Below are 19,864 nucleotides of genomic sequence, written 5' to 3' on the forward strand. Positions count from 1 at the left end.
CCATCAAATCGTCACTCGTGTCGGTCAGGCTGGTTCATCAACCGGATTGAAATCTGGGGGGCACCCCCCATATCAGTCAGCGTGGGGCGTATACGCTGCACGGTTGCATGTTGAAGAGTGAGGTTTTACATGGATAGCCTCAGGCTATCCATGGGGTGTAAATAATCAATTTTCACTCGGGCAGCCAAACCCGTAATGTAAGCATCGTTTTCACCATCAGTTAAATGAACCGACAGGAGTTATTCTGAGATGGGTATCGTTAACAGCGAAATCAAACCGTTCAACGCCACCGCATTCAAGCAGGGCGAGTTCGTAGAAATTTCTGAAGCCGATGTTAAAGGCAAGTGGGCCATCTTCTTCTTCTACCCGGCCGACTTCACTTTCGTATGCCCGACCGAGCTGGGCGACGTGGCTGACAAGTATGAAGAGCTGCAGAAGCTGGGCGTAGAAGTGTTCTCTGTATCCACCGATACTCACTTCACCCACAAAGCATGGCACGACACGTCTGAGACCATCGCCAAGATCAACTACTACATGGTTGGCGACCAGACTGGCACCATCACCAACAACTTCGGTGTGATGCGTGAAGGCCAGGGTCTGGCAGACCGCGCTACCTTCCTGATCGATCCGGACGGCATCATTCAGGCGGTTGAAATCACGGCTGAAGGCATTGGCCGTGACGCTGATGACCTGCTGCGCAAGGTGAAAGCGGCTCAGTACGTTCGCAACCATCCTGGCGAAGTTTGCCCGGCCAAGTGGAAAGAAGGCGAAGAAACTCTGGCTCCGTCTCTGGACCTGGTTGGCAAGATCTAAGTTACCCCCGTCGCCTCCTCTCGGGGAGGCCATGGTGTAGCGAAAAAAAAGCCCCGGCACGCGTGCCGGGGCTTTTTTGTGTGGGTCAGGGTGTGGCGGTGGTGACGGACTTCAGACTGTAGGTGTCTGGGTCCAGAGGCGGCAGAATGTTGTCTGGCAGCTCATCCCTGAAGTACTCAATCAACGGCACCGCGTAGGCCACGTCGGATTCTTCAAAGCTCTCCGGGTTGGCTTCCCGGACCTTGCCAAAGGTCACGTAGCCATCTTTACCCAGTGCGGTGAAGGAGTTGGTGGCAACGGTGTAGGTGGCCTGAGGGTCAATGGGTGACCAGTTGCCCGTGGCCGGATCACGCACATCCACGTTCCGGATACCGGTACCGGCTTTGGCATTCAGTGTAACGTCGTATCTCAGGTTCGAGGAGTACGGGAAGGCGCCGGTGGAGGCGCTGATGCCCTGAGCGTAGTCCAGAGCCTCGTTCAGAACCTGAACGATATCGGCACCGGTCATATCAATGGTAACGACGGTGTTGGAGAACGGCAGGATCGTGTAGGCATCAGCCACGGTGAAGTTACCGTCTTCCAGGGGCGCACGGACACCGCCGGCATTCTGGATAGCCACATCGGCCTTGGGCAGATACGTCAGGAAGGCATCCGCAACCACCTGAGCGGCGTAGCTGCCGGTTGGCTTCTCGCCAGGCGCGAAGTTGGTGGGAATTCGGGTGAACGGCATCGGCTCGGTCACGGAACCCAGCGACTGCTGTTTGTAGGCTTCCAGTTCGGCTTTATAGGGTGCAATCAGATCCAGAATTTTCTGGTCTTCCGCCATCTGGCGGATGGTGGTCAGGCCGCCGATGGCCTGTTCGATGGCTGCGGTCTGGCTGGTGTCAGCCACGGCCCACTGGCCGTCCTGGTCTTTGACCTGGAACTGGTCACCTACCAGCAGCTCCAGATTCCCGGTGGCGTTGGTCACCTTGCCGCTTTCATCGAAGCTCACCCGCAGGTGGCCAAGCCCTTTGGCGTATTCCCACGCCTGAACGATATAGACGGGCTCCTGGTTCGGGTTCTGAATGATGGTGGGGTAGCCGCCGTCAACGGTGATGCCCATGCCCGCCAGTTCACCGGTGGAGTCCAGAGTGTCGTGGGTGTCGCCGCCGACAATCACGTCGATGTCCGCCACGTTTTCGGCCAGGACCAGATCAAACTCGTAGCCCAGGTGGCTCAGAACAATGATCTTGTTCACGCTCTTGCCCTGGAGTTCGTTCACGTAGGTACGTACCGATTCGATTTCGTCATCAAAGACGACATCGTCACTGACCATGGACGATTCGCGGGTCTTCTCAGACTTGAGCACTCCGATGATACCGACCAGCTGGTTGTCGATTTCCTTGATGACGTAGGGCTGGATGTCGGAACCGTACAGGGGGCTTTTTGCTGTTGGCCGGACGTTGCTGGCCAGGATTGGGAAATCAACCTGAGTCAGCAGGTTGGCCAGGTGAGCATCGCCTTCATCAAATTCGTGGTTACCCAGTTCGTAGGCATCCAGGCCAATCTCGTTGAAGACTTTGAAATCCAGCTCGCCCTTGAACAGGCTGAAGTACAGCGTGCCGTTCAGCTCGCCGCTGTTCAGTACCAGGGTGTTGTCGTCGCGGTACTCACCGATGGCGCTGGCAATGCGCGGGAAACCACCCAGATCCACGCGAACGCTTTCTTTACCGGGCTGGTTAGCATCAATTTCCAGATCCAGGTCAAAACTCTGGCCTTCAAAATAGGAATGATGGTCATTGGTGTGCAGGATGGTCAGTTCCAGAGGTTTGTCTTTCTGGCTGGACGATTTGGAATCGTTGTCGTCGGAGCAGGCGGTCAATAAAACGCTGAGGCCAAGGCAGCCGACGGCGGTTAACTGTTTCAGGTTGCTCACACATTTCTCCCGGGTTTCACTACATGATTTGAGAAAATTCGTGGCCACCATAAGAAGAAGGTGTGACGAAACTGTGTCGGTTTTGTGACGAGACCGGGGGCATGCGTACTTTTTCGGAGTCGGGGGGGAGGCGTGATTCGCTATTCTTGAAAGTATGCGCCTGATCAATAGCTGGTGCCTATAGGCTAGTTTCCAGTAATCAATTGTAACTCTTGCCCGAAGATCTTTATTGTAGGTGGCAATTAAGCGCGGTTTCTTATTACCGAGATTCTGAAAGCCACGATTTCAACGACAGGGGAACACCAAATGTTGGATGCCAACCTCAAGGAACAACTGAAAACCTACCTTAACAACGTGACTCAGCCGATTGAGCTGGTGGCTGCACTGAATGATGATGCCAAGTCCCGTGAGTTGCTGGAGCTGCTGAAAGAGATTGAGGGGCTGTCGGACAAAATCAGCCTGCGTGAAGACGGTGCCTCGGATGTGCGCAGGCCGTCTTTTGCCATCAACCGGGTGGGCACCGACATTGGTGTTCGGTTCGCTGGCATTCCGATGGGCCATGAGTTTACCTCGTTGGTGCTGGCCCTGCTGCAGGTGGGTGGGCACCCGTCGAAGGCGGCTCAGGAGGTGATTGAGCAGATTCAGTCGCTTGACGGTGAGTTTGAGTTTGAAACCTATTTTTCGCTGTCGTGCCAGAATTGCCCGGACGTCGTTCAGGCCCTGAACCTGATGAGCGTGTTGAACCCGAAGATCCGGCATACCTCCATTGATGGCGCACTGTTTCAGGATGAAGTTGAACAACGTGAAGTGATGGCAGTGCCCAGCGTGTACCTGAACGGCCAGCCCTGGGGCCAGGGCCGCATGACGCTGGAAGAGATTGTCGCCAGACTGGATACCAACTCGGCCGAGAAGGAAGCGGAGAAGCTGAACCAGAAAGACGCCTTTGAAGTGCTGGTGATCGGCGGTGGTCCGGCTGGTTCTGCTGCCGCAATCTACGCGGCACGTAAGGGCATCTCGACCGGCATTGCTGCCGAGCGTTTTGGTGGCCAGGTCGGGGACACCATGAGCATTGAAAACCTGATTTCCGTGCCTTACACCGAAGGCCCGAAACTGGTTGCTGCCATGGAGCAGCACGTTAACGAGTACGATGTGGACATCATGAACATGCAGCGGGCGGAGAAGCTGATTCCCGCAGCACAGGCTGGCGGCCTGCACGAAGTGCAGCTGGCTAACGGCGCCTCTCTGAAGGCCCGCACGGTGGTTCTGTCTACTGGCGCTCGCTGGCGCCAACTGGGTGTGCCCGGCGAGGACGAGTACCGCAACAAAGGGGTAGCTTACTGCCCGCACTGCGATGGCCCGCTGTTCAAGGGCAAGCGAGTGGCGGTGATCGGTGGAGGTAACTCAGGCGTGGAAGCGGCCATCGATCTGGCTGGTCTTGTCGGCCATGTGACGCTGGTGGAGTTTGGAGCGGAGATGCGGGCGGATGAGGTGCTGCAGAAGAAGCTGCGCAGCCTGAAGAATGTGGACATCATCACCTCTGGCCAGACCACCGAAATTACGGGTGAAAATGGCAGGGTGAACGGCCTGACCTACACCGACCGTAACACCGGCGAATCGCGCCATGTGGCTCTGGAAGGCGTGTTTGTTCAGATCGGTCTGGTGCCCAACACCGAGTGGCTGAAAGGGGACATTGAGCTGAGCCAGCATGGCGAAATCGTGATCAACGATCGCAATGAAACGTCGATCCCGGGCGTGTTTGCGGCGGGTGATGCGACCACCGTGCCCTACAAGCAGATCGTGATCTCGATGGGCGAGGGCTCAAAGGCGGCTTTGAGTGCCTTTGACTTCCTGATTCGTAACTCGGCGGAGTAAGCCATTCACACTGGCCTGACCCATTCAGGCTGACCCCTGAAACCGGCACCCACAGGACGTGGGTTGCCGGTTTTTTTATGTCTCAGGAGTGCCCGGCAACGTCCTGTTCCAGGCTGCCGTTGGTGACGCCGGGCTGCCCATCAGGTTCAAACAGATGGCCGTAGGCTGCCCGCACTCCGTCAACGATAAATCCGAAGGGCACGTCGTCAAACACCCCGTGATCGTTGATGTACTCCATATGAGCCTGGCCATCTTCGGTGAATTCCTGGAACACGGAATCGTGGAGGCCATCGAACGGCAGGGGCTCCACGTTCATCAGTTCGCACAGTTGCCGGTTGAACGCCGGGGTTGCTTTTACCCACTGGCCGTTCAGGTACAGCTCGATAAAGCCGTGCATCCGGAAGATGTCTGAACGCAGCCATTCGATCAGTTTCGGGCTGGACAGGTGATTTCGAACGTCGGCCAGGCCCAGCCTGCTGGGTATGCCGATTGAGCGGGCTGCTGCTCCCAGAAGTACGGCTTTCGGGATGCAGTAGGTTTCCCCGCTTTCCAGGGCGTAACTGGCAGACAGGGTGTTCGGGTCTGTCTGGAAGACGTAAGGGTTGTACTGAATCTCGTCGCGGACGGCCAGGTAAAGTGTCTTGATCTGTTCGACCGGGTCCTCTGGCACGCCTTCCAACTGCGCCTTTATCCAGGCGGACACAGCCGGATGATCGTAGTCGAAGAACGGTGTGGCTTGCAGATAGTTTTCCATTCCGGGCTTCCAGAGGTGGCGTATGATCGGGTGATGATCACCCGATTAGCAAGCTACAGGCAATGGCCGTTTCCGCCAAAGCCATTGCCCGGTTCGCTCACGATTTCCCGTCAAAGCCCTGCATTACATTGACGGCATTCACGCCAATGGCGTCGACATCGTAACCGCCTTCCATGGTGAACACCGTTGGCAGACCCAGTTGCTGCAGCCGGTTACCCAGCGTCAGGTAGTCTGCCGAAGTGAGCTTGAAAAAGGAGATGGGGTCGCCTTCAAAGGTATCCACGCCCAGCGCCACCACCAGAGCATCGGGTTTGAACGCTTCAATCCGCCTGCAAGCCGTCTCCAGGCCCTGGCTCCAGGTGCTGTAGGGGGTGCCTGGCGGGTAGACGATGTTGAGGTTATAGCCTTCACCGGGGCCTTCTCCCAGCTCATCCTCGAAGCCCAGGAAATGGGGGAACACCAGGTCCGGGTCGCCGTGCAGGCTGATGGTGAGCACGTCGGCACGGTTGTAGAAAATGGCCTGTGTTCCGTTGCCGTGGTGGAAATCCACATCCAGGATGGCCACCTTGCCATAGCCCTGATCGCGGAACGCCTGGGCCACCACGGCAGCGTTGTTGAAGAAACAGTACCCCCCAAACAGGTCGGCGTGAGCGTGGTGCCCGGGAGGGCGGCACAGGGCGAAAGCGGCCCGTTCCCCCTGCGCAACCAGCTTCTGGGCCGTGAGTGCAACGTTAGCCGAGGCCCTTGCAGCTTCCCAGGTGCCATCGGAAATAGAGGTCTCGGCGGCAAAGCTGTAATACCCCAGGCGACCATCAATGTCTTTGGGGACTCGGTGGCGCATGCCGCGCCCCGCCCAGACGGCGGGAATGGCCTCTCCGGGTTTGCCCTCGGCCTGCCAGTCCCGCCAGCAGGTTTCCAGAAACGCGACGTAGTCCGGCGTGTGCACGCGCGTGATGGGCCCCAGGCCGAACTCCTCGGGTTCCAGAATCTCACCCAGAGCCTGGTCTTTCACCCGGGCCAGTATGGTTTCTGCCCGGGAAGGCTTTTCGTGGGGGGCGATCAACAGGCCACCGTCGAGTTCGGTCTGAACGTGGCGACGACTATGCAGGGGAGAGAAAACAGTTTTCATGGGCAAAGGTATCCTGAGTCCTGATTCTGCACCCACTGTCGCACAGCGCTTCGGATGGCTCAAACCCGACCAATGTGGCAGGCCGAAGAACCGGTGTGGTGCCGGGGGGGCCACAAAGATATGGAGACTGGCTCAAATCGCTGCAAGTGGAGTGCACATTGGCCAATCCACGGGCAGGCCAGCCTGCGCTATCGTCATTTTCAACACGACACGATAAGAAACGGATCGGAATCCGGGGAGCAGGTTATGGGGAATCAGCATTACGATGTCTTGATCATTGGCGCCGGTGTTTCAGGTATTGGTATGGCCTGTCATCTGGTGCGGGAATGCCCCGGTAAACGCTTTGCTATTCTGGAGCGCCGCCAGTCGCTCGGCGGCACCTGGGACCTGTTCCGGTATCCGGGTATCCGTTCGGATTCCGACATGTTCACCTTCGGTTACAACTTCCGGCCCTGGACCGGAGGGCAGGTGCTCGCTGATGGTGCCTCCATCAAACAGTATGTTGCGGAAACTGCCCGGGAAAACGATGTGGACCGCCATATCCGGTATGGTGTTGCGGTTAAGACCGCGGACTGGTCCGGCGCCGACAAACGCTGGACCCTGACCGCAGAGAACGAGCAGACCGGCGATCAGGAAACCTACACCGCCGGTTTTCTTGTGGGCTGCACCGGCTATTACAACTACGATCGCGGCTATAAGCCGGACTTCCCGGGTGAGAGCGATTTCCAGGGGCAGGTGGTGCATCCGCAACATTGGCCGGAAGATCTGGACTATCGGGGTAAGAAGGTGGTGGTTATCGGCAGTGGTGCCACGGCCATTACCCTGGTGCCGACGATGGCTGAGAAAGCGGACCACGTGACCATGTTGCAGCGCTCGCCGACCTATCTGATGCCGCTGCCTTCAACCGATAAGGTGACCCTGGCCTTACAGAAGGTCCTGCCCGCAAAAGTGGCTTACCGTTTGACGCGGGCCCGTAACATCTCGGTTTCGCGGTTGTTGTACGAACGTTCCCGCAAGAGCCCGAGGGCCATGCGCCGCCTGTTTCTGTCGATCATTCGGCGACAACTGAACGGTAAGGCGGATATGCGACATTTCAGCCCGGACTACAACCCCTGGGATCAGCGCCTGTGTGTGGTGAAGGATGGTGACTTGTTTGAGGCCCTCAAGGCCGGAACGGCTTCGATCAAAACCGATCACATCGAACGTTTTACGGAAACCGGCATTCGCCTGGCTTCCGGCGAGGAACTGGAAGCCGACATCATTATTCCGGCCACGGGCCTGGATATCCAGATGCTTGGTGGGATCAGACCCAGCGTGGATGGTCAGCCGGTGGTGCTGAAAGACAAGGTGATCTACAAAAATGTGATGGTGGAAGGTGTGCCCAATGCCGGCATGGTGTTTGGCTACACCAACCTTTCCTGGACCCTGAAGGCTGATATCGCCAGCGAGTATCTATGTCGTCTGATCAACCATATGGACCGCAATGGGCAGCAGGTAGCCGTTCCCCGCGATGCCGGGAACAGCCGGGGTGATGAAACCATCCTGGGCTCTCTGGATGCCGGTTACATCAAGCGCGCTGAAGACCGTTTGCCGCGTCAGGGCACTCATGGGCCCTGGAAGGCCTCCCAGAACTATCTGGAGGATGTGAAAATCCTTCGCTTCGACCCTATTGAAGACGGCTATCTGGAATTGGACGGTAAGCCCAGCGAGGTCAGCAAGGACCGCTCAAACGGTTTCCTTCGCCCGCTGCGCTCCGCCCTGTTTGGCACCTGAGTCAGTTCCGGCGTGGTGCTTGCGGGGCAGGGTTCAGGGTCAGCCGGTAGCGCTGGCCGCTGGCCCGGAGAGAGCGCCCAAACGGCGGTATTTCGATGCCATGCAGCCTGAGGAAAAGGTCGGTACCTGAGGTGTCGAACCGACAGGTCTGGATGAAGTCCAGAGACTCCCGGGCAACGTTCAGTAAGCCGGGAAGCCCGGGAATCGACAGCAGAGCTTTCATGATGCCCATGGGTAAGTGCCTGCGGGGAGCCGTCGTGCCAAGAGCCGTTGCCGCCTCCTGCAGCAGCCCTTTCAGGTTGGGCGTGGTGCGGTCCAGTACCAATAAGGTGTCTGGTGGGTTGTCGTCGGTGCATGCCGCCGCAATAGCCCGGGCCAGTGTGTCCACTGGTATCAGCGGCAGCCAGTGCCCGGCAGAACCGGGAATCATGGCCAGTCTCCCGTGGGCGAGGTTGTCCAGCAGGCCATACAACGGTTGCCCGGCCTCAAGCTCGCCGGTTTCGCTATGGCCGGCCACTGTGGCGGGCTGGACTTCGACGGTTTCTAACCGGTGCTGTGTCGCGTACGCCCGCAAGGCAAACGCCGATTCAAGTTTGCTGGCTTCGTAGCCACCGGTTCGCCGGTAAACCCGGTCCCAGTTGGTATGGGACGAGTGGTCCGGGTTGATGCCCAGGCCGGACAGGTACCCGGTGTTTGCCAGCATGAATCCGCTGATAAACACCAGTCTGCAGCCCAGCTGACTGGCCAGTTCGGCTACCCGCAGACTACCCTCTACGTTGGTCGCTCTGGCCGTGTGCCGGGGCAAGTGCCAGGCAAATCGCGCGGCCAGATGAACGAGGCATTCGATATCGTTCGGAAGTGCTGCCAGGCCGAGCCCGGCTTTGTCCAGATCACCTTCAAGAACGGAAAAATGCTGCATGGGCGCGCCGTGGTGCTCCAGAAACCCGGTGAGCTGGGTCAGGCTGGCCGGGGATCGGGTCAGAGCCTGAACCTGGTGGCCTTGCTGCAACAGCGTAAGGCAAAGGTGTTTGCCGATAAAACCGGTGGCGCCAGTGATGAGAATGGTCATGATGCGTTCCTTGTTCAATGAGTCGAACGCAGCCTAAAGTATGGAGTATGCTCCAACGTCAACAGGGAGAGTGTGCAGCGTGAGAATATCGGAACTGGAGCGGCGGACCGGCGTGAGCCGGGACACTCTGCGCTACTACGAAAAACAGGGGTTGCTGCGGGAAGTTGGCCGCAGTGGTAACAATTATCGGGAGTATCCGGAGCAGGCCGTAGACCGTGTGTCGATGGTCCGGCAACTCAAGGGATTGGGCTTTTCTCTGACTGAAATCCGCGAACTGCTGGATGCACTCCGTTCAGACCGGATCAACTGCCGGGAAGGCGCGGCGGTGATGGCCCGCAAGCGTGCTGGGGTAGAGGCCAGGATTCGCGAACTGCAGGCGGTCAGCGCCTTGTTGGAGCAGCAGCAGGCGCGCCTGGAAGCCAGTGCCCGGGCGCACGGCCTGTAGACTGCAGCCTACGGGGTGTGAATTTTCTCCAGCCCGCGTGCCAGGGTTGCTTTCGACAGTTCTCCGAAATGGGTGTCTACCAATTGCCCTTCAGCATTGTAGAACAGAGTCGTTGGTAAACCCTGGCTTCCGACGGCACCGGCAATCCGCCCCTGCCCGTCCAGGTACAGGTTGTCGAGTGATAATTGTTGCGCTTCGATAAAACTCTGAATGGTCTCCGGCTGTTCCCGCTGGTTGGCGAAGACGAACCGGATGTTGGGGTGTTCTGCCTGTGCTGCTTCCAGAACCGGCATCTCCCGGATGCAGGGCGGGCACCAGGTGGCCCACAGGTTGACCACGGTGGGTGTGCCTTGGGCGAGGCTGTACAAAGGTACGGCTTCGCCAGCGAGGCTGCGTAAAACAACGTCGGGCATGCCCCGGGACTGTTGCTCAATCAGGGAAATGGTGCCCGCAGTGCCAGCCCAGAACACGGCACCGGCGACCACGGCAATCGCCAGTGGTTTGCGCACGGGTACTCGCCGCCAGAGCAGGAACAAGGTAAATGCCAGGGCGCCCACCAGGCCCCAGACCACATCAAAGCCGCCGTCCCGGATGTCGATGATGCCCAGCAGGTTGTCCTGATAGTGTTCGAAATAGCCCACCACAAAGCCGAGGCGGGCGCAGAGCATCGTCACCACAAAAACGTCGGCTACCGAGCCCGCAACCGGTACCCGATAGCGCCGGCCCAGCAAGCCGCCGACCACCAGCGCCAGAATAAAGGCCAGCACCAGCAACAGGTGGCCGATGGACAGGCTCAGTGGCCCCAGGCTTATGCTTAACATGCAGACTCCGTCTCTGTGGGGGATGGCGGTTTATGACGGCCCGGGGCCCTGCAAGTTCCCGGGCTTTGCTGGCAAACACTTATGGCTATTTTCCGGGCGAGCTGTTACCGTGCCTGCATCCTGCCTCTAGGGATTCCGCAGTATCTGGCCTCAGGCCGCGTTGCGAACCATTTCATACGACCTGTCAGAGGACGTCACCCCGAACCCGGCGCGTGACCGTAGTCGTCTTAGTTTCCATGGCTTTCATGGCATCTGCCCGCATTCGCCGTTTCCGGTGTTCGTGGAGGCAGAATCAATCAAGAGAATGTTTTATATGAGTTTTTCTTCCCTCGGTTTGTCCGAGCAGTTGGTCCGTGCCACTTCCGATCAGGGTTATGAAACCCCGTCTCCGATCCAGCAACAGGCTATCCCGGCTGTGCTCTCCGGTAAAGACGTGATGGCTGCGGCCCAGACGGGCACCGGAAAGACGGCTGGTTTTACCCTGCCGTTACTGCAACGCCTGGCTGAAAAGCCGCGCACGGGTAAAGGCCCCCGGGCGCTGATTCTGGCGCCGACCCGCGAGCTGGCGGCTCAGGTTCACGACAGTGTGGCGTTGTACAGCAAATACATGCCCACCCGCTCTGCGGTGGTGTTTGGCGGCGTGAAAATCAATCCGCAAATGATGAAGCTGCGCAAAGGACTGGACGTTCTGGTGGCCACACCGGGCCGTTTGCTGGACCTGTACCAGCAGAACGCGGTTCGTTTTAACGAAGTGGAGATTCTGGTCCTGGATGAGGCGGACCGCATGCTCGACATGGGCTTTATCCGCGACATCCGCAAGATCCTTGCCCTGTTGCCGACCCAGCGGCAGAACCTGCTGTTCTCCGCCACCTTCTCCAACGATATCCGGTCCCTGGCGCAGGGGCTGTTGAATAACCCCGTGCAGGTGGAAGTGGCCGCCCGTAACACCACGGCTGAAAAAGTGAAGCAGTCGGTGTACCCGGTGGATCAGAGCCAGAAAACCGCGCTGCTCAGCAAGCTGGTCCGGGACAATGGCTGGGAACAGGTGCTGGTGTTCACCCGGACCAAACACGGTGCTAACCGTTTGACCCAGAAGCTGGAAAAAGACGGGATTACAGCGGCTGCCATCCACGGCAACAAGTCTCAGGGTGCCCGTACCCGTGCTCTCGCCAACTTCAAGGCGGGTGAAGTGCGTGTCTTGGTGGCGACCGACATTGCAGCCCGTGGCCTGGACATCAAGCAACTGCCTCAGGTTGTGAACTTTGAGCTCCCCAACGTGCCGGAAGATTATGTGCACCGGATTGGTCGCACCGGTCGTGCCGGTGAAAGCGGTCATGCTCTGTCACTGGTGAGTGCCGATGAAGGCAAGCTGCTGGCGGGCATTGAAAAGCTGATTAAAAAGCAGCTGCCACGTAAGGAAGTGGAAGGCTTCGAGCCGAAAAACAACCTGCCGCTGAAACCGAAAGCGAAGGCAGATCCCAGCAAGGCCCGAAATCGTCGGCCGCAAAACGGCAATGGCAAAAGCTTTGGCCCGAAACCGGCAGGCCGTAGTGGTGGTCGTGGCCGGGGTGGGCAGAGCCAGGGCGAGGGACGTTCAGGTCGCCCGAGCCAGCGCCAGAGCGCCTGATGCTTCACGGCGTTCAGACATAAAAAAGCGGGGCCGAGGCCCCGCGCAGGAGAACGTACCGCCCGGTAGCTGACAGACCGTGGGAGCTACCGGGGGTACGGATCAGAACTTGTAGGTGAAGCCAACCATGTAGACCATGGGGTCGATTTCGACGTCCAGTTTCTCAGTAACGCCTTTGATTTCGGCTTCAGTGTCGATATCTGCCCACCAGACAGCAGCGTTCAGACCGAACTGCTCGCTCAGCATGTAATCCACACCAAATTCGACGGCGACACCCACACTGTCATCCAGTTCCAGTTCGCCGAGGTCAGACTTCTCCTCGAAGAACGTGGTGTAGTTCACGCCTACACCGGCATAGGGCTGAAGCGCTGAGGTGCTTGCCATCGGATAGTACTGAAGCGTGATGGTCGGTGGCAGATGCTTTGTTTCGCCGATATCGGCGCCATCAAGCAGGCCATCTTTACCGGTAATGTTGTGCTTGAATGGTGTTGCTGCCAGAACACCGAGCCCAAGATGGCTGGTGAACATGTAAGTTCCCCGAATACCCAGCTGGGTGTTGGTGTCAACAGCAACATCAGAACCGGTTGCCACACCACCAGCCAGACGTACTTCGTCGCTGGAATCGTCCGGCGCTACGTGCACGGCACCTGCGCGAACCACAAAATCACCCGCTTCGAAAGCCTGAGCCGCCGGAGCTGCTGCCATTACGGCCGCAGCCAGAATACTGAGTTTAAAACCACGAGACATAGCCATCTCCTTGCACATGAAAGATCATTGGCCCCAATTTAATGAGATTGGCAATGAGAATCTTGATTTAGCGCAAGAAATGGTGGATGGAGCGCAGAAGAGTTTTCGGGGAGAACGCCTGCCTTGATTTATCTCAATAACAGCCCGTGATTCTGGCGGTTGAGAGGGCTGAGATGGGGCGGCTCGGAGGCGCGCTAAGTGACGTCGACCCGTTCGATCGCCAGTGGTAGCCAGAGCGTAAAGCGGGTCCCCCGTCCGTCCTTGCAGGGGGAAGCCACCTCAATGTCTCCCTCCAGAACCTGGGTCACCCACTGGTGGACCAGATTCAGGCCAAGCCCGGTGTTACCCCGTCCTCGCCGGCTGGTGACAAACGGGTCGAATATCCGTGGACGAATGTCGGGGCTGATGCCCCGGCCGTTGTCCTCAACGATGATGGCCAGACGCTGCTGGCCCGGCTCGGCCTGTGTGGATAAGGTAATGCGCCCGGGCTCGGACGGTTCGAACCCGTGGTCGAGAGCGTTTGTCAGCAGGTTCTGGAGCACCTGGGACAGCACCCCGGGGTAGCTCTCCAGGCTCAGGTCGGCCTCAATCTGGTCTTCGATAACCACGGAATGCTGTTTCAGTTCGGGCTCCAGAGAAATGAGCAGGTCTTCGGCAACCTGCCTAGGTGAAAACTCGATGATCTCCTCATTGGCCCTGTCGACAGCGAGCCGTTTAAAGCTGCGCACCAGTTCTGCACAACGGCCAAGATTCAGTTGCAGCAGGTGATTGCCGTGCCGGGTGTCTTCAAGGTAAGTCAGGAATGCCGAGCGTGAGAGCCCTTCGTCAAAGCCCTGTTGCAGGGCTTCCAGATCCCGCTGTTGCCGGGAAACCGCTAGCATGGCCCCGCCAATGGGGGTGTTCAGTTCATGGGCCACACCCGCAACCATCATGCCCAGAGAAGAGAGCTTGGAGGCCTGAACAAGGTCCTGTTGCAACAGCTGTTGCTGCGACATCAGATCTTTCTGGCGCTTGCCGGCCTGTTCCAGTGCTTTTTTGTCTTCGGCCAACTGAGCATTCAGGCCCATCATGGTTCGTTGTTGCCGGTATTCCCGCCAGAGGACGATGCCGCCAATGACCAATAACACCAGAGCGACGGCGGCGGCCTGTCCGGCGGCTTTGAGTCGCATTTCCTGCACCAGAGCCCGGGGCGTCATCGCCAGAAGGTAAGCGTTGATGGTTTTAGAGAGCGGCTGCACATGAAGCACCTGGGAGCTCACGATGCCGTCATAGAACGAGTGCCCGGCCATGACCTCCTGGGTCTTAAGCTGATTCCAGAATTTAGGGCTGATCCGGGCCAGTGTGTTGCCAGGCTGTTCTCTCTGAGCGCCCCACTCTTTGTCCCGGTCAGGGTGCAGTGTCCAGTAGCCGTTCGGGTTCACGATCATCAGTTGGACCTGATTGGTATTCAGCTGTCGAAGGTCCTCCATCAGTCTGGCCAGGTTGTAGTTGATCACCAGCAGCCCGGGTGGCATCTGGTTCTGTTCACCGGTTTTCAGAGTAATGCGAATGGTGGGTTCGAACGGAATGACGATTTCGCCCCATTCCACATTCAGGTCCAGGGGAGAAAAGTAGATCTCGCCCGGAGGGGTGTTGATGCCATTAATAAAATAGTAACGCTGGCTTTTGTCCTGCAGGCGGTGCTCCGGCGTTGGAACTCCGCCCTGATCGGTGAGGTCTACCCGAACCTGTTCCATTCCGGACGGTGAGAGCCAGCGTATCTGGGTCAGGCTGTCGATGGCGGTGTTGAAGGAAAAGAAAACCTCATGGGCGCTGTCGCGATCAATCGGTTGCTCGGAGAGTGCTTTTCTGAGCAACCGGTCGTTGGCCAGCAAGTACAGGGTGTGACTCATGTCACCCAGCTGGCTGTGGATCAGAGAGAGCGCAATACCAAGCATCCGGTCTTGCTGATTCTGGATGATCTGGTTTTCTGAGGTCATGCGATTGACGTAGATCAGCGTACCCACCAGGAGCGGTACAATCAGCACGGCGGCCAGCAGGGGCAGGTGAAACAGAACCTGCTTTCTGGCAGGGGTACGCTCTGTCGTCATGAAGCGTCGAGCCATTTCAGAATGTCATCGACCGGCATTGGTTTTGCGAACAGGAATCCCTGCCCGATCAGGCACCCCATCTTCACGAGCTGGGCTTGCTGTTGCCGGGTCTCGATGCCTTCCGCAACGACGGCAAAGTTGAACCGGCGGCCCAGAGCAATGACGGTTTCGGTCACATGCTCACCGATGCTGCCCGACTCCAGCTGCTGAACGAAGGAACGGTCGATCTTGATGGTGTCGGCAGGAAGGGTCGTGAGGTAAGCGAGGGAGGAATGGCCGGTGCCAAAATCATCAATGCTGACGCTCATGCCTTTGGTTCTGAGGGCTTCAAGCCTGGGGGCCAATTCCTGATAGCCCTCCATAGCCTGGGTTTCCGTGATCTCGAGTTCCAGAAGGGCGGGGGGCAGGTCGCCGGAATCCAGCCTGGACAGCAGCTGGTCGATATACTCTTCGTTGTTCAGGTCGCTCCAGGTGGCATTAAACGCCACTGGTAATGCGTAACCGGCGTCTGACAGCCTTTGTGCAGCATTGAAGGCCTTGTGCAGCACTTGCAGATCCAGAGTATCCAGCAAACCGGATCTTTCAGCCAAAGGCAGAAACAGGGCAGGGGATGTAAAGCTGCCATCGGGTCTGGGCCACCTGACCAGGGCCTCAAAGCCAACGACCTGTTCGTCCGTCAGGCGGATTTTGGGCTGAAGGAAAATGGTCAGCTGGTCTTCTTCCAGTGCTTTGATCAACTGCTGAAGCAGATCGAAATCATGCTGGATGCGTTTGAGCACCTCCGGCTGGTAGATTCGAAGCGGCTGCTTCGCAAGCCGGGCGCCGTAGAGGACGGTTTGCGCCAGATGCAAAACTTCTTCCGGAGGAAAGCCCTGATCAACGTCGGCAAGTTTGAGCTGGGCCAGGGTCAGCCGGGCTTTGCGGGTGGCGCCGTCGATGGGGATGTCCATGAGCGCCAGTTGTTGCAACGACGAGACCTCCGGTAACTTGCCCGAAGGGCAGAGGGCGGCGAGGGTGTCGCGTCCAAGACGGACCATGGGGGCTCCCGTCGGCAGTTTTTCCTTCAATTGTTCACAGATGCTGGCCAGAAAACGCTCCACGGCGGTATGGCCGAAGGTGAGTGTTCTCTCGGCATAATCGTTGAGCGAAAACAGCAACAAGGCACTGGCCCTCCACTGGGGTTGAGAGAGCAGGGTCAGGTTACGGATCAGCCAGTTGCGATTGTAGATGTGCAGTGAATCGTCGAAATAGGACAACGTTTGCAGCCGGTTCAGCAACATCAGGTTGGTGAACCCGGTCTTGATGTTCTCGCTGAACACCGACAGCAGCCGGATCACGCTCTGGCTAAGAGGTTCGCAGGTTTTCAGCAGGACGGTGTGGACGGTGTTGTCTGCGCCCCCGTGACTTGAAGACGAGTGAGGAAAGAACAGCACGGCGTGATTGTCGAAGAACTGGTGCTTCTGAGCCTCCAGGGCCTGTTCAATCGCGGGAGTAAAAGCGGTCAGCGCCTGGTTGAGATCGTGGGGGGATTGCAAACGGCTCTGGTGGAAGGTGCCAAAGCTGCTGAGCACGGTGAACGGCTTGGTTGTCTGGGTATTATGTTCCAGACACAGAATGCCCTCCCCATTGTTACCCTCAAGACCGAGCACCTGGGCAATCTGTTCCAGCACGGTGTTTGAAAAACGCGCCAGATCGTGACGGTCGGAAATATGCTGGCACGCTTCCACAACCATTTGCAGCCCGGTATGGGCCTGCTCCAGTTCGGTCATGGTCTGCCAGGTACGCAGGTTGGTGGTGACGATGGATGGAAGCCGGTCCTGAAGCTCGGCCTTGTCCCAGTACTCATTGATGTCGTAGTCCTGAACAACCCGTGTGCGGGGGGCTATGCCGGGCTGTCCGGTTAGCAGAACAATGCGCACGGTCTGGTTGCCCAGCGTGTTTCGAATGGTTTCCACCAGACCCAGTCCGGCGTTTTCTTCCTCCATCACGACATCCAGAAGAATCAGGCCGATGTCCTGCACCTTGGCCAGAAGCAGGGCGGCCTCTGTCGCGGAGTTAGCCGTCAGAAGCTCAACCGGACGGCCCAGGACCCTGAGCCGTTTCAAACTGAAGATCAGGGAGTCCTGATAGCTCCTGTCATCTTCGACACTGAGAACTTTCCAGGGAAGCGGGACGTTGGTCGTAGGGAGGGTGCCCTGATCATCGCCCGAGAAAGAAAAGAGCTGCGCACCAGTGGTCATTCCTTTGCCTCCTTCCGTCTTCCTTACTACGACTATAGGAGGTGTACGGAAAATAGACAAATCACAAGTGGTGATGGTGTGCAGGGACGTTGTTTTTTCGTCTGCCCCTTTGGGGGAGAAGGGTGGCTGGCTGGTCTTTCAGAGTTTGTCAGTGTGTCTGTTCGTAATCAAAAACGTCTCTGATCGTGAGGGTTTTTCCGTCGGAACTCTGAACGGTGACCTGCTGAATGGGCTGGCTGGTTTCACGGTCACGAAGGTCCAGTGGCAGGCCTTCCGGAGTCGGATTCCATTTATCTCCCCACTGACGCAGGGCTACCACCACCGGGAACAGATCCCGGCCTTTTTCCGTCAAGCGGTATTCAAAGCGGGAGCCGTGCTCGCCCACATCTACCTTCCGGAGGACGTCGTTGTCCACCAGTTTGGCCAGCCGGTCGCACAGGATATTCTTGGCAATCCCCAGCTGTTGCTGAAAATCCACGAACCGACGGGTGCCATACATGGCGTGCAGTACGATCAGCAGGGACCACCAGTCCCCTACCTCGTTCAGGGCACGGGCGACGGAGCATTTGGAATCATCAAAACGTTTTCTGGCCATGGGGAGAAGTGTACCTAATAGGGTTGCATTTTGAAACCGGATTCAATAGGGTTGCTTTACGAAACCAAATTGACGAGGTTGCCTATCTCATGAGCATGAATCTTGGTCCTTTGTTTGATCCGTTTGAACTTCATCACCTCCAGCTGCGCAACCGCGTAGCCATGGCTCCAATGACCCGTAATTTCTCGCCCAACGGCGTACCGGGGCCAGATGTGGTGGATTACTATCGCCGGCGTGCCGAAGCCGGTGTTGGCCTGATCATTACCGAGGGTACAACGGTCAATCACGCAGCGGCGAACGGCTATCCGAACGTCCCGGCCTTTCACGGCGAGCAAGCTCTGGCGGGCTGGAAGCAGGTTGTCGATGCTGTGCACGAAGCGGGCGGCGCCATCTTCCCCCAGTTGTGGCATGTCGGCGCCGTGCGCAAAGAGGGCACCGAGCCAGATCCTGCTGTGCCAGGTTACAGTCCTTCTGGCCTGTTTGCCCCGGGCAAACCTAACGGTCAGGCCATGAGCCGCGAGGACATTCGGGATGTAGTGAAAGCCTTCGGCGATGCCGCTCAGGATGCCAAGGCCCTTGGGTTTGATGGTGTTGAGATTCATGGCGCGCACGGCTATTTGCTGGACCAGTTTCTGTGGGAAGGCACCAACCAGCGGGACGACGAGTATGGCGGCAGCCTGGAGAACCGGCTGCGCTTCGTGGTGGAAATCGTTGAAGAAGTGCGACACCGCGTAGGGCCGGATTACCCGATCATGCTGCGCTTCTCCCAGTGGAAGCAGCAGGACTACGACGCGAAACTGGTCAGCAGTCCGGAAGAACTGGAGCGTTTCCTGACGCCACTGGTTGAGGCCGGCGTGGACATTTTCCATGCTTCCACGCGCCGTTTCTGGGAGCCGGAGTTCGAAGGCTCCAACCTGAATCTGGCTGGCTGGACCCAGAAACTGAGCGGCAAGCCGACCATGTCGGTCGGCAGTGTTGGCCTGACCGAAGATTTCATCAGCGGCACATTTGCCAGCAAGCAGGAGTCGGTCGAGCAGTCCGGCATCGACGAACTGGTTGAACGTATGAATGACGGCGAGTTCGACCTGATCGCCGTTGGGCGCGCTCTGCTGCAGGATCCCGAGTGGCTGGTGAAAGTCAAAGAGGGCCGCCTGAACGAAGTGACAGCCTTCGCCCGGAAATCCCTGACCACGCTTTACTGACCGGAAGCCCCTTCAACCCCGCTTGCCGCGCGCCTATGGGCCCGCGGCTTTTTTGAGTGCCGGAATCTGTCTGATATCCAGCGATTCGATCAAGGCTCCACGGAACTGCCGGTTGATAAACCGCTCCGTTTCGCCCTGAATCCGCTCCCGCTGTTCCGGTTTCTCAATAAAATCCAGGGCGCGGAACAGAATGTAGCGGATGGTCATGTGTGAAATCTCATGCACCACTGTTGCTTCTACGCCGGGCACCAGTCCCCGTTCCAGAATATCTTCCGCCATCTCCCGGGCGCTGGCATTCAGTTGAGCTTCCAGTGCCTGACGCAGCACGGGAGAAGGCCCGTGCAGTTCACGAACCGCAACCGTTGTGGCGGCCGGGTTGGCGAGAAAGTAGTGATAGACGAAGGTGACGGTGTCGTGGGATGCCTGCTCGGAAGAGTCTGCCATTTGTCGTAGTTGTCGAACGCCCGCCTTCATGTCCTCCGCAATGTACCCCAACACCTGAAGCCCGAATTCATCCAGGTTTCGGAAGTGCCGATAAAAGGTGTTCGGGTTCAAGCCAGCTTCACGAGCGAGTTCCCGTAATCCAAGGGAAGTCAGGCTCCGGGTCTCGGTGATCAGTCTCAGTGCGGCCTGAACGAGCTTCAGTTTTCCGCCAGCCAGTGTGCCCATGGGGTCCTCTTCTGTTGATCCGTGTGCCCGTGTGTTGGTGCCAATTGCGCTGAGCCAGCCAGAAATCCAGGCGCCCTGCTGAGGCCAATCGCCTGTCACT

General features: G+C 58.0%; 16 protein-coding genes. 6 read left to right on the plus strand and 10 right to left on the minus strand.

The genetic code is table 11. From position 1 onward, the window contains the following. Positions 1 to 249 precede the first annotated feature (249 nt). Positions 250 to 813 (plus strand): alkyl hydroperoxide reductase subunit C, encoded by a 564-nt coding sequence (gene ahpC, locus K325_RS0114845; RefSeq protein WP_084694255.1) that lies wholly within the window; start codon positions 250 to 252, stop codon positions 811 to 813. A gap of 85 nt (positions 814 to 898) precedes the next feature. On the opposite strand, the gene K325_RS0114850 is transcribed toward ahpC, so the two are convergent. Beyond that, positions 899 to 2,731 (minus strand): 5'-nucleotidase C-terminal domain-containing protein, encoded by a 1,833-nt coding sequence (locus K325_RS0114850; RefSeq protein ID WP_051146672.1) that lies wholly within the window; start codon positions 2,729 to 2,731, stop codon positions 899 to 901. Between the two features lie 306 nt (positions 2,732 to 3,037). Between K325_RS0114850 and ahpF the strand changes: the two genes are divergently transcribed. Next, positions 3,038 to 4,603: an alkyl hydroperoxide reductase subunit F gene (gene ahpF, locus K325_RS0114855; RefSeq protein ID WP_029655056.1), complete on the plus strand. Its 1,566-nt coding sequence runs from the start codon at positions 3,038 to 3,040 to the stop codon at positions 4,601 to 4,603. Positions 4,604 to 4,685: 82 nt separating this feature from the next. On the opposite strand, the gene K325_RS0114860 is transcribed toward ahpF, so the two are convergent. Beyond that, positions 4,686 to 5,357 carry a transglutaminase-like domain-containing protein gene (locus K325_RS0114860; RefSeq protein WP_029655057.1) on the minus strand — a complete coding sequence of 224 codons (672 nt, stop codon included), beginning with the start codon at positions 5,355 to 5,357 and terminating at the stop codon, positions 4,686 to 4,688. Between the two features lie 97 nt (positions 5,358 to 5,454). Then, positions 5,455 to 6,486: a histone deacetylase family protein gene (locus tag K325_RS0114865; protein ID WP_029655058.1), complete on the minus strand. Its 1,032-nt coding sequence runs from the start codon at positions 6,484 to 6,486 to the stop codon at positions 5,455 to 5,457. A 246-nt stretch (positions 6,487 to 6,732) separates the two neighbouring features. Between K325_RS0114865 and K325_RS0114870 the strand changes: the two genes are divergently transcribed. Beyond that, complete coding sequence (locus K325_RS0114870; RefSeq protein ID WP_029655059.1) at positions 6,733 to 8,259, plus strand: flavin-containing monooxygenase; 1,527 nt, start codon at positions 6,733 to 6,735, stop codon at positions 8,257 to 8,259. Between the two features lies 1 nt (position 8,260). Here the strand turns inward: K325_RS0114870 and K325_RS0114875 are convergent, their stop codons facing one another. Further along, on the minus strand, positions 8,261 to 9,328 hold the full coding sequence (locus tag K325_RS0114875; RefSeq protein ID WP_228128464.1) for an SDR family oxidoreductase: 1,068 nt from the start codon (positions 9,326 to 9,328) through the stop codon (positions 8,261 to 8,263). A gap of 79 nt (positions 9,329 to 9,407) precedes the next feature. Here K325_RS0114875 and K325_RS0114880 point away from each other — a divergent pair, with 79 nt between their 5' ends. Further along, complete coding sequence (locus K325_RS0114880; RefSeq protein ID WP_029655061.1) at positions 9,408 to 9,773, plus strand: MerR family transcriptional regulator; 366 nt, start codon at positions 9,408 to 9,410, stop codon at positions 9,771 to 9,773. A gap of 8 nt (positions 9,774 to 9,781) precedes the next feature. Here K325_RS0114880 and K325_RS0114885 read toward each other — a convergent pair whose 3' ends face one another. Further along, entirely contained in the window at positions 9,782 to 10,594 is an 813-nt protein-coding gene (locus K325_RS0114885; RefSeq protein WP_029655062.1) for a TlpA disulfide reductase family protein, read from the minus strand. A 313-nt stretch (positions 10,595 to 10,907) separates the two neighbouring features. On the opposite strand from K325_RS0114885, the gene K325_RS0114890 reads away from it, so the two are divergent. Beyond that, entirely contained in the window at positions 10,908 to 12,221 is a 1,314-nt protein-coding gene (locus tag K325_RS0114890) for a DEAD/DEAH box helicase (RefSeq protein ID WP_029655063.1), read from the plus strand. A gap of 102 nt (positions 12,222 to 12,323) precedes the next feature. On the opposite strand, the gene K325_RS0114895 is transcribed toward K325_RS0114890, so the two are convergent. From K325_RS0114895 to K325_RS0114910, 4 genes are all read right to left on the minus strand, one after another. Beyond that, positions 12,324 to 12,968 (minus strand): OmpW/AlkL family protein, encoded by a 645-nt coding sequence (locus tag K325_RS0114895; RefSeq protein WP_029655064.1) that lies wholly within the window; start codon positions 12,966 to 12,968, stop codon positions 12,324 to 12,326. Positions 12,969 to 13,162: 194 nt separating this feature from the next. After that, on the minus strand, positions 13,163 to 15,073 hold the full coding sequence (locus tag K325_RS0114900; protein ID WP_084694257.1) for a sensor histidine kinase: 1,911 nt from the start codon (positions 15,071 to 15,073) through the stop codon (positions 13,163 to 13,165). Continuing rightward, on the minus strand, positions 15,055 to 17,298 hold the full coding sequence (locus K325_RS0114905; RefSeq protein WP_029655066.1) for a GGDEF/EAL domain-containing response regulator: 2,244 nt from the start codon (positions 17,296 to 17,298) through the stop codon (positions 15,055 to 15,057). The genes K325_RS0114900 and K325_RS0114905 overlap by 19 nt, the downstream gene beginning before the upstream one ends. A 148-nt stretch (positions 17,299 to 17,446) precedes the next feature. Further along, on the minus strand, positions 17,447 to 17,893 hold the full coding sequence (locus K325_RS0114910) for a winged helix-turn-helix transcriptional regulator (RefSeq protein WP_029655067.1): 447 nt from the start codon (positions 17,891 to 17,893) through the stop codon (positions 17,447 to 17,449). 89 nt (positions 17,894 to 17,982) lie between these two features. On the opposite strand from K325_RS0114910, the gene K325_RS0114915 reads away from it, so the two are divergent. After that, the gene (locus K325_RS0114915; RefSeq protein WP_029655068.1) at positions 17,983 to 19,095 is read left to right on the plus strand and encodes an NADH:flavin oxidoreductase; all 1,113 of its coding nucleotides are present in this window, start codon (positions 17,983 to 17,985) and stop codon (positions 19,093 to 19,095) included. Positions 19,096 to 19,128: 33 nt separating this feature from the next. On the opposite strand, the gene K325_RS0114920 is transcribed toward K325_RS0114915, so the two are convergent. Next, complete coding sequence (locus K325_RS0114920; protein ID WP_029655069.1) at positions 19,129 to 19,764, minus strand: TetR family transcriptional regulator; 636 nt, start codon at positions 19,762 to 19,764, stop codon at positions 19,129 to 19,131. Positions 19,765 to 19,864 lie beyond the last annotated feature (100 nt).

This window comes from Marinobacter daepoensis DSM 16072 (genome assembly GCF_000421165.1).
Classification (GTDB): domain Bacteria; phylum Pseudomonadota; class Gammaproteobacteria; order Pseudomonadales; family Oleiphilaceae; genus Marinobacter; species Marinobacter daepoensis.

What these genes read in the sequence shown, in the direction of transcription:
- K325_RS0114910 (WP_029655067.1), bottom strand. Translation starts at nt 17,893, where the DNA reads ATGGCCAGAAAACGTTTTGATGATTCCAAATGCTCCGTCGCCCGTGCC.
- K325_RS0114895 (WP_029655064.1), bottom strand. Translation starts at nt 12,968, where the DNA reads ATGTCTCGTGGTTTTAAACTCAGTATTCTGGCTGCGGCCGTAATGGCA.
- K325_RS0114870 (WP_029655059.1), top strand. Translation starts at nt 6,733, where the DNA reads ATGGGGAATCAGCATTACGATGTCTTGATCATTGGCGCCGGTGTTTCA.
- K325_RS0114885 (WP_029655062.1), bottom strand. Translation starts at nt 10,594, where the DNA reads ATGTTAAGCATAAGCCTGGGGCCACTGAGCCTGTCCATCGGCCACCTG.
- K325_RS0114905 (WP_029655066.1), bottom strand. Translation starts at nt 17,298, where the DNA reads ATGACCACTGGTGCGCAGCTCTTTTCTTTCTCGGGCGATGATCAGGGC.
- K325_RS0114920 (WP_029655069.1), bottom strand. Translation starts at nt 19,764, where the DNA reads ATGGGCACACTGGCTGGCGGAAAACTGAAGCTCGTTCAGGCCGCACTG.
- K325_RS0114915 (WP_029655068.1), top strand. Translation starts at nt 17,983, where the DNA reads ATGAGCATGAATCTTGGTCCTTTGTTTGATCCGTTTGAACTTCATCAC.
- K325_RS0114875 (WP_228128464.1), bottom strand. Translation starts at nt 9,328, where the DNA reads ATGACCATTCTCATCACTGGCGCCACCGGTTTTATCGGCAAACACCTT.
- K325_RS0114890 (WP_029655063.1), top strand. Translation starts at nt 10,908, where the DNA reads ATGAGTTTTTCTTCCCTCGGTTTGTCCGAGCAGTTGGTCCGTGCCACT.
- ahpF (WP_029655056.1), top strand. Translation starts at nt 3,038, where the DNA reads ATGTTGGATGCCAACCTCAAGGAACAACTGAAAACCTACCTTAACAAC.
- K325_RS0114865 (WP_029655058.1), bottom strand. Translation starts at nt 6,486, where the DNA reads ATGAAAACTGTTTTCTCTCCCCTGCATAGTCGTCGCCACGTTCAGACC.
- K325_RS0114860 (WP_029655057.1), bottom strand. Translation starts at nt 5,357, where the DNA reads ATGGAAAACTATCTGCAAGCCACACCGTTCTTCGACTACGATCATCCG.
- K325_RS0114900 (WP_084694257.1), bottom strand. Translation starts at nt 15,073, where the DNA reads ATGGCTCGACGCTTCATGACGACAGAGCGTACCCCTGCCAGAAAGCAG.
- ahpC (WP_084694255.1), top strand. Translation starts at nt 250, where the DNA reads ATGGGTATCGTTAACAGCGAAATCAAACCGTTCAACGCCACCGCATTC.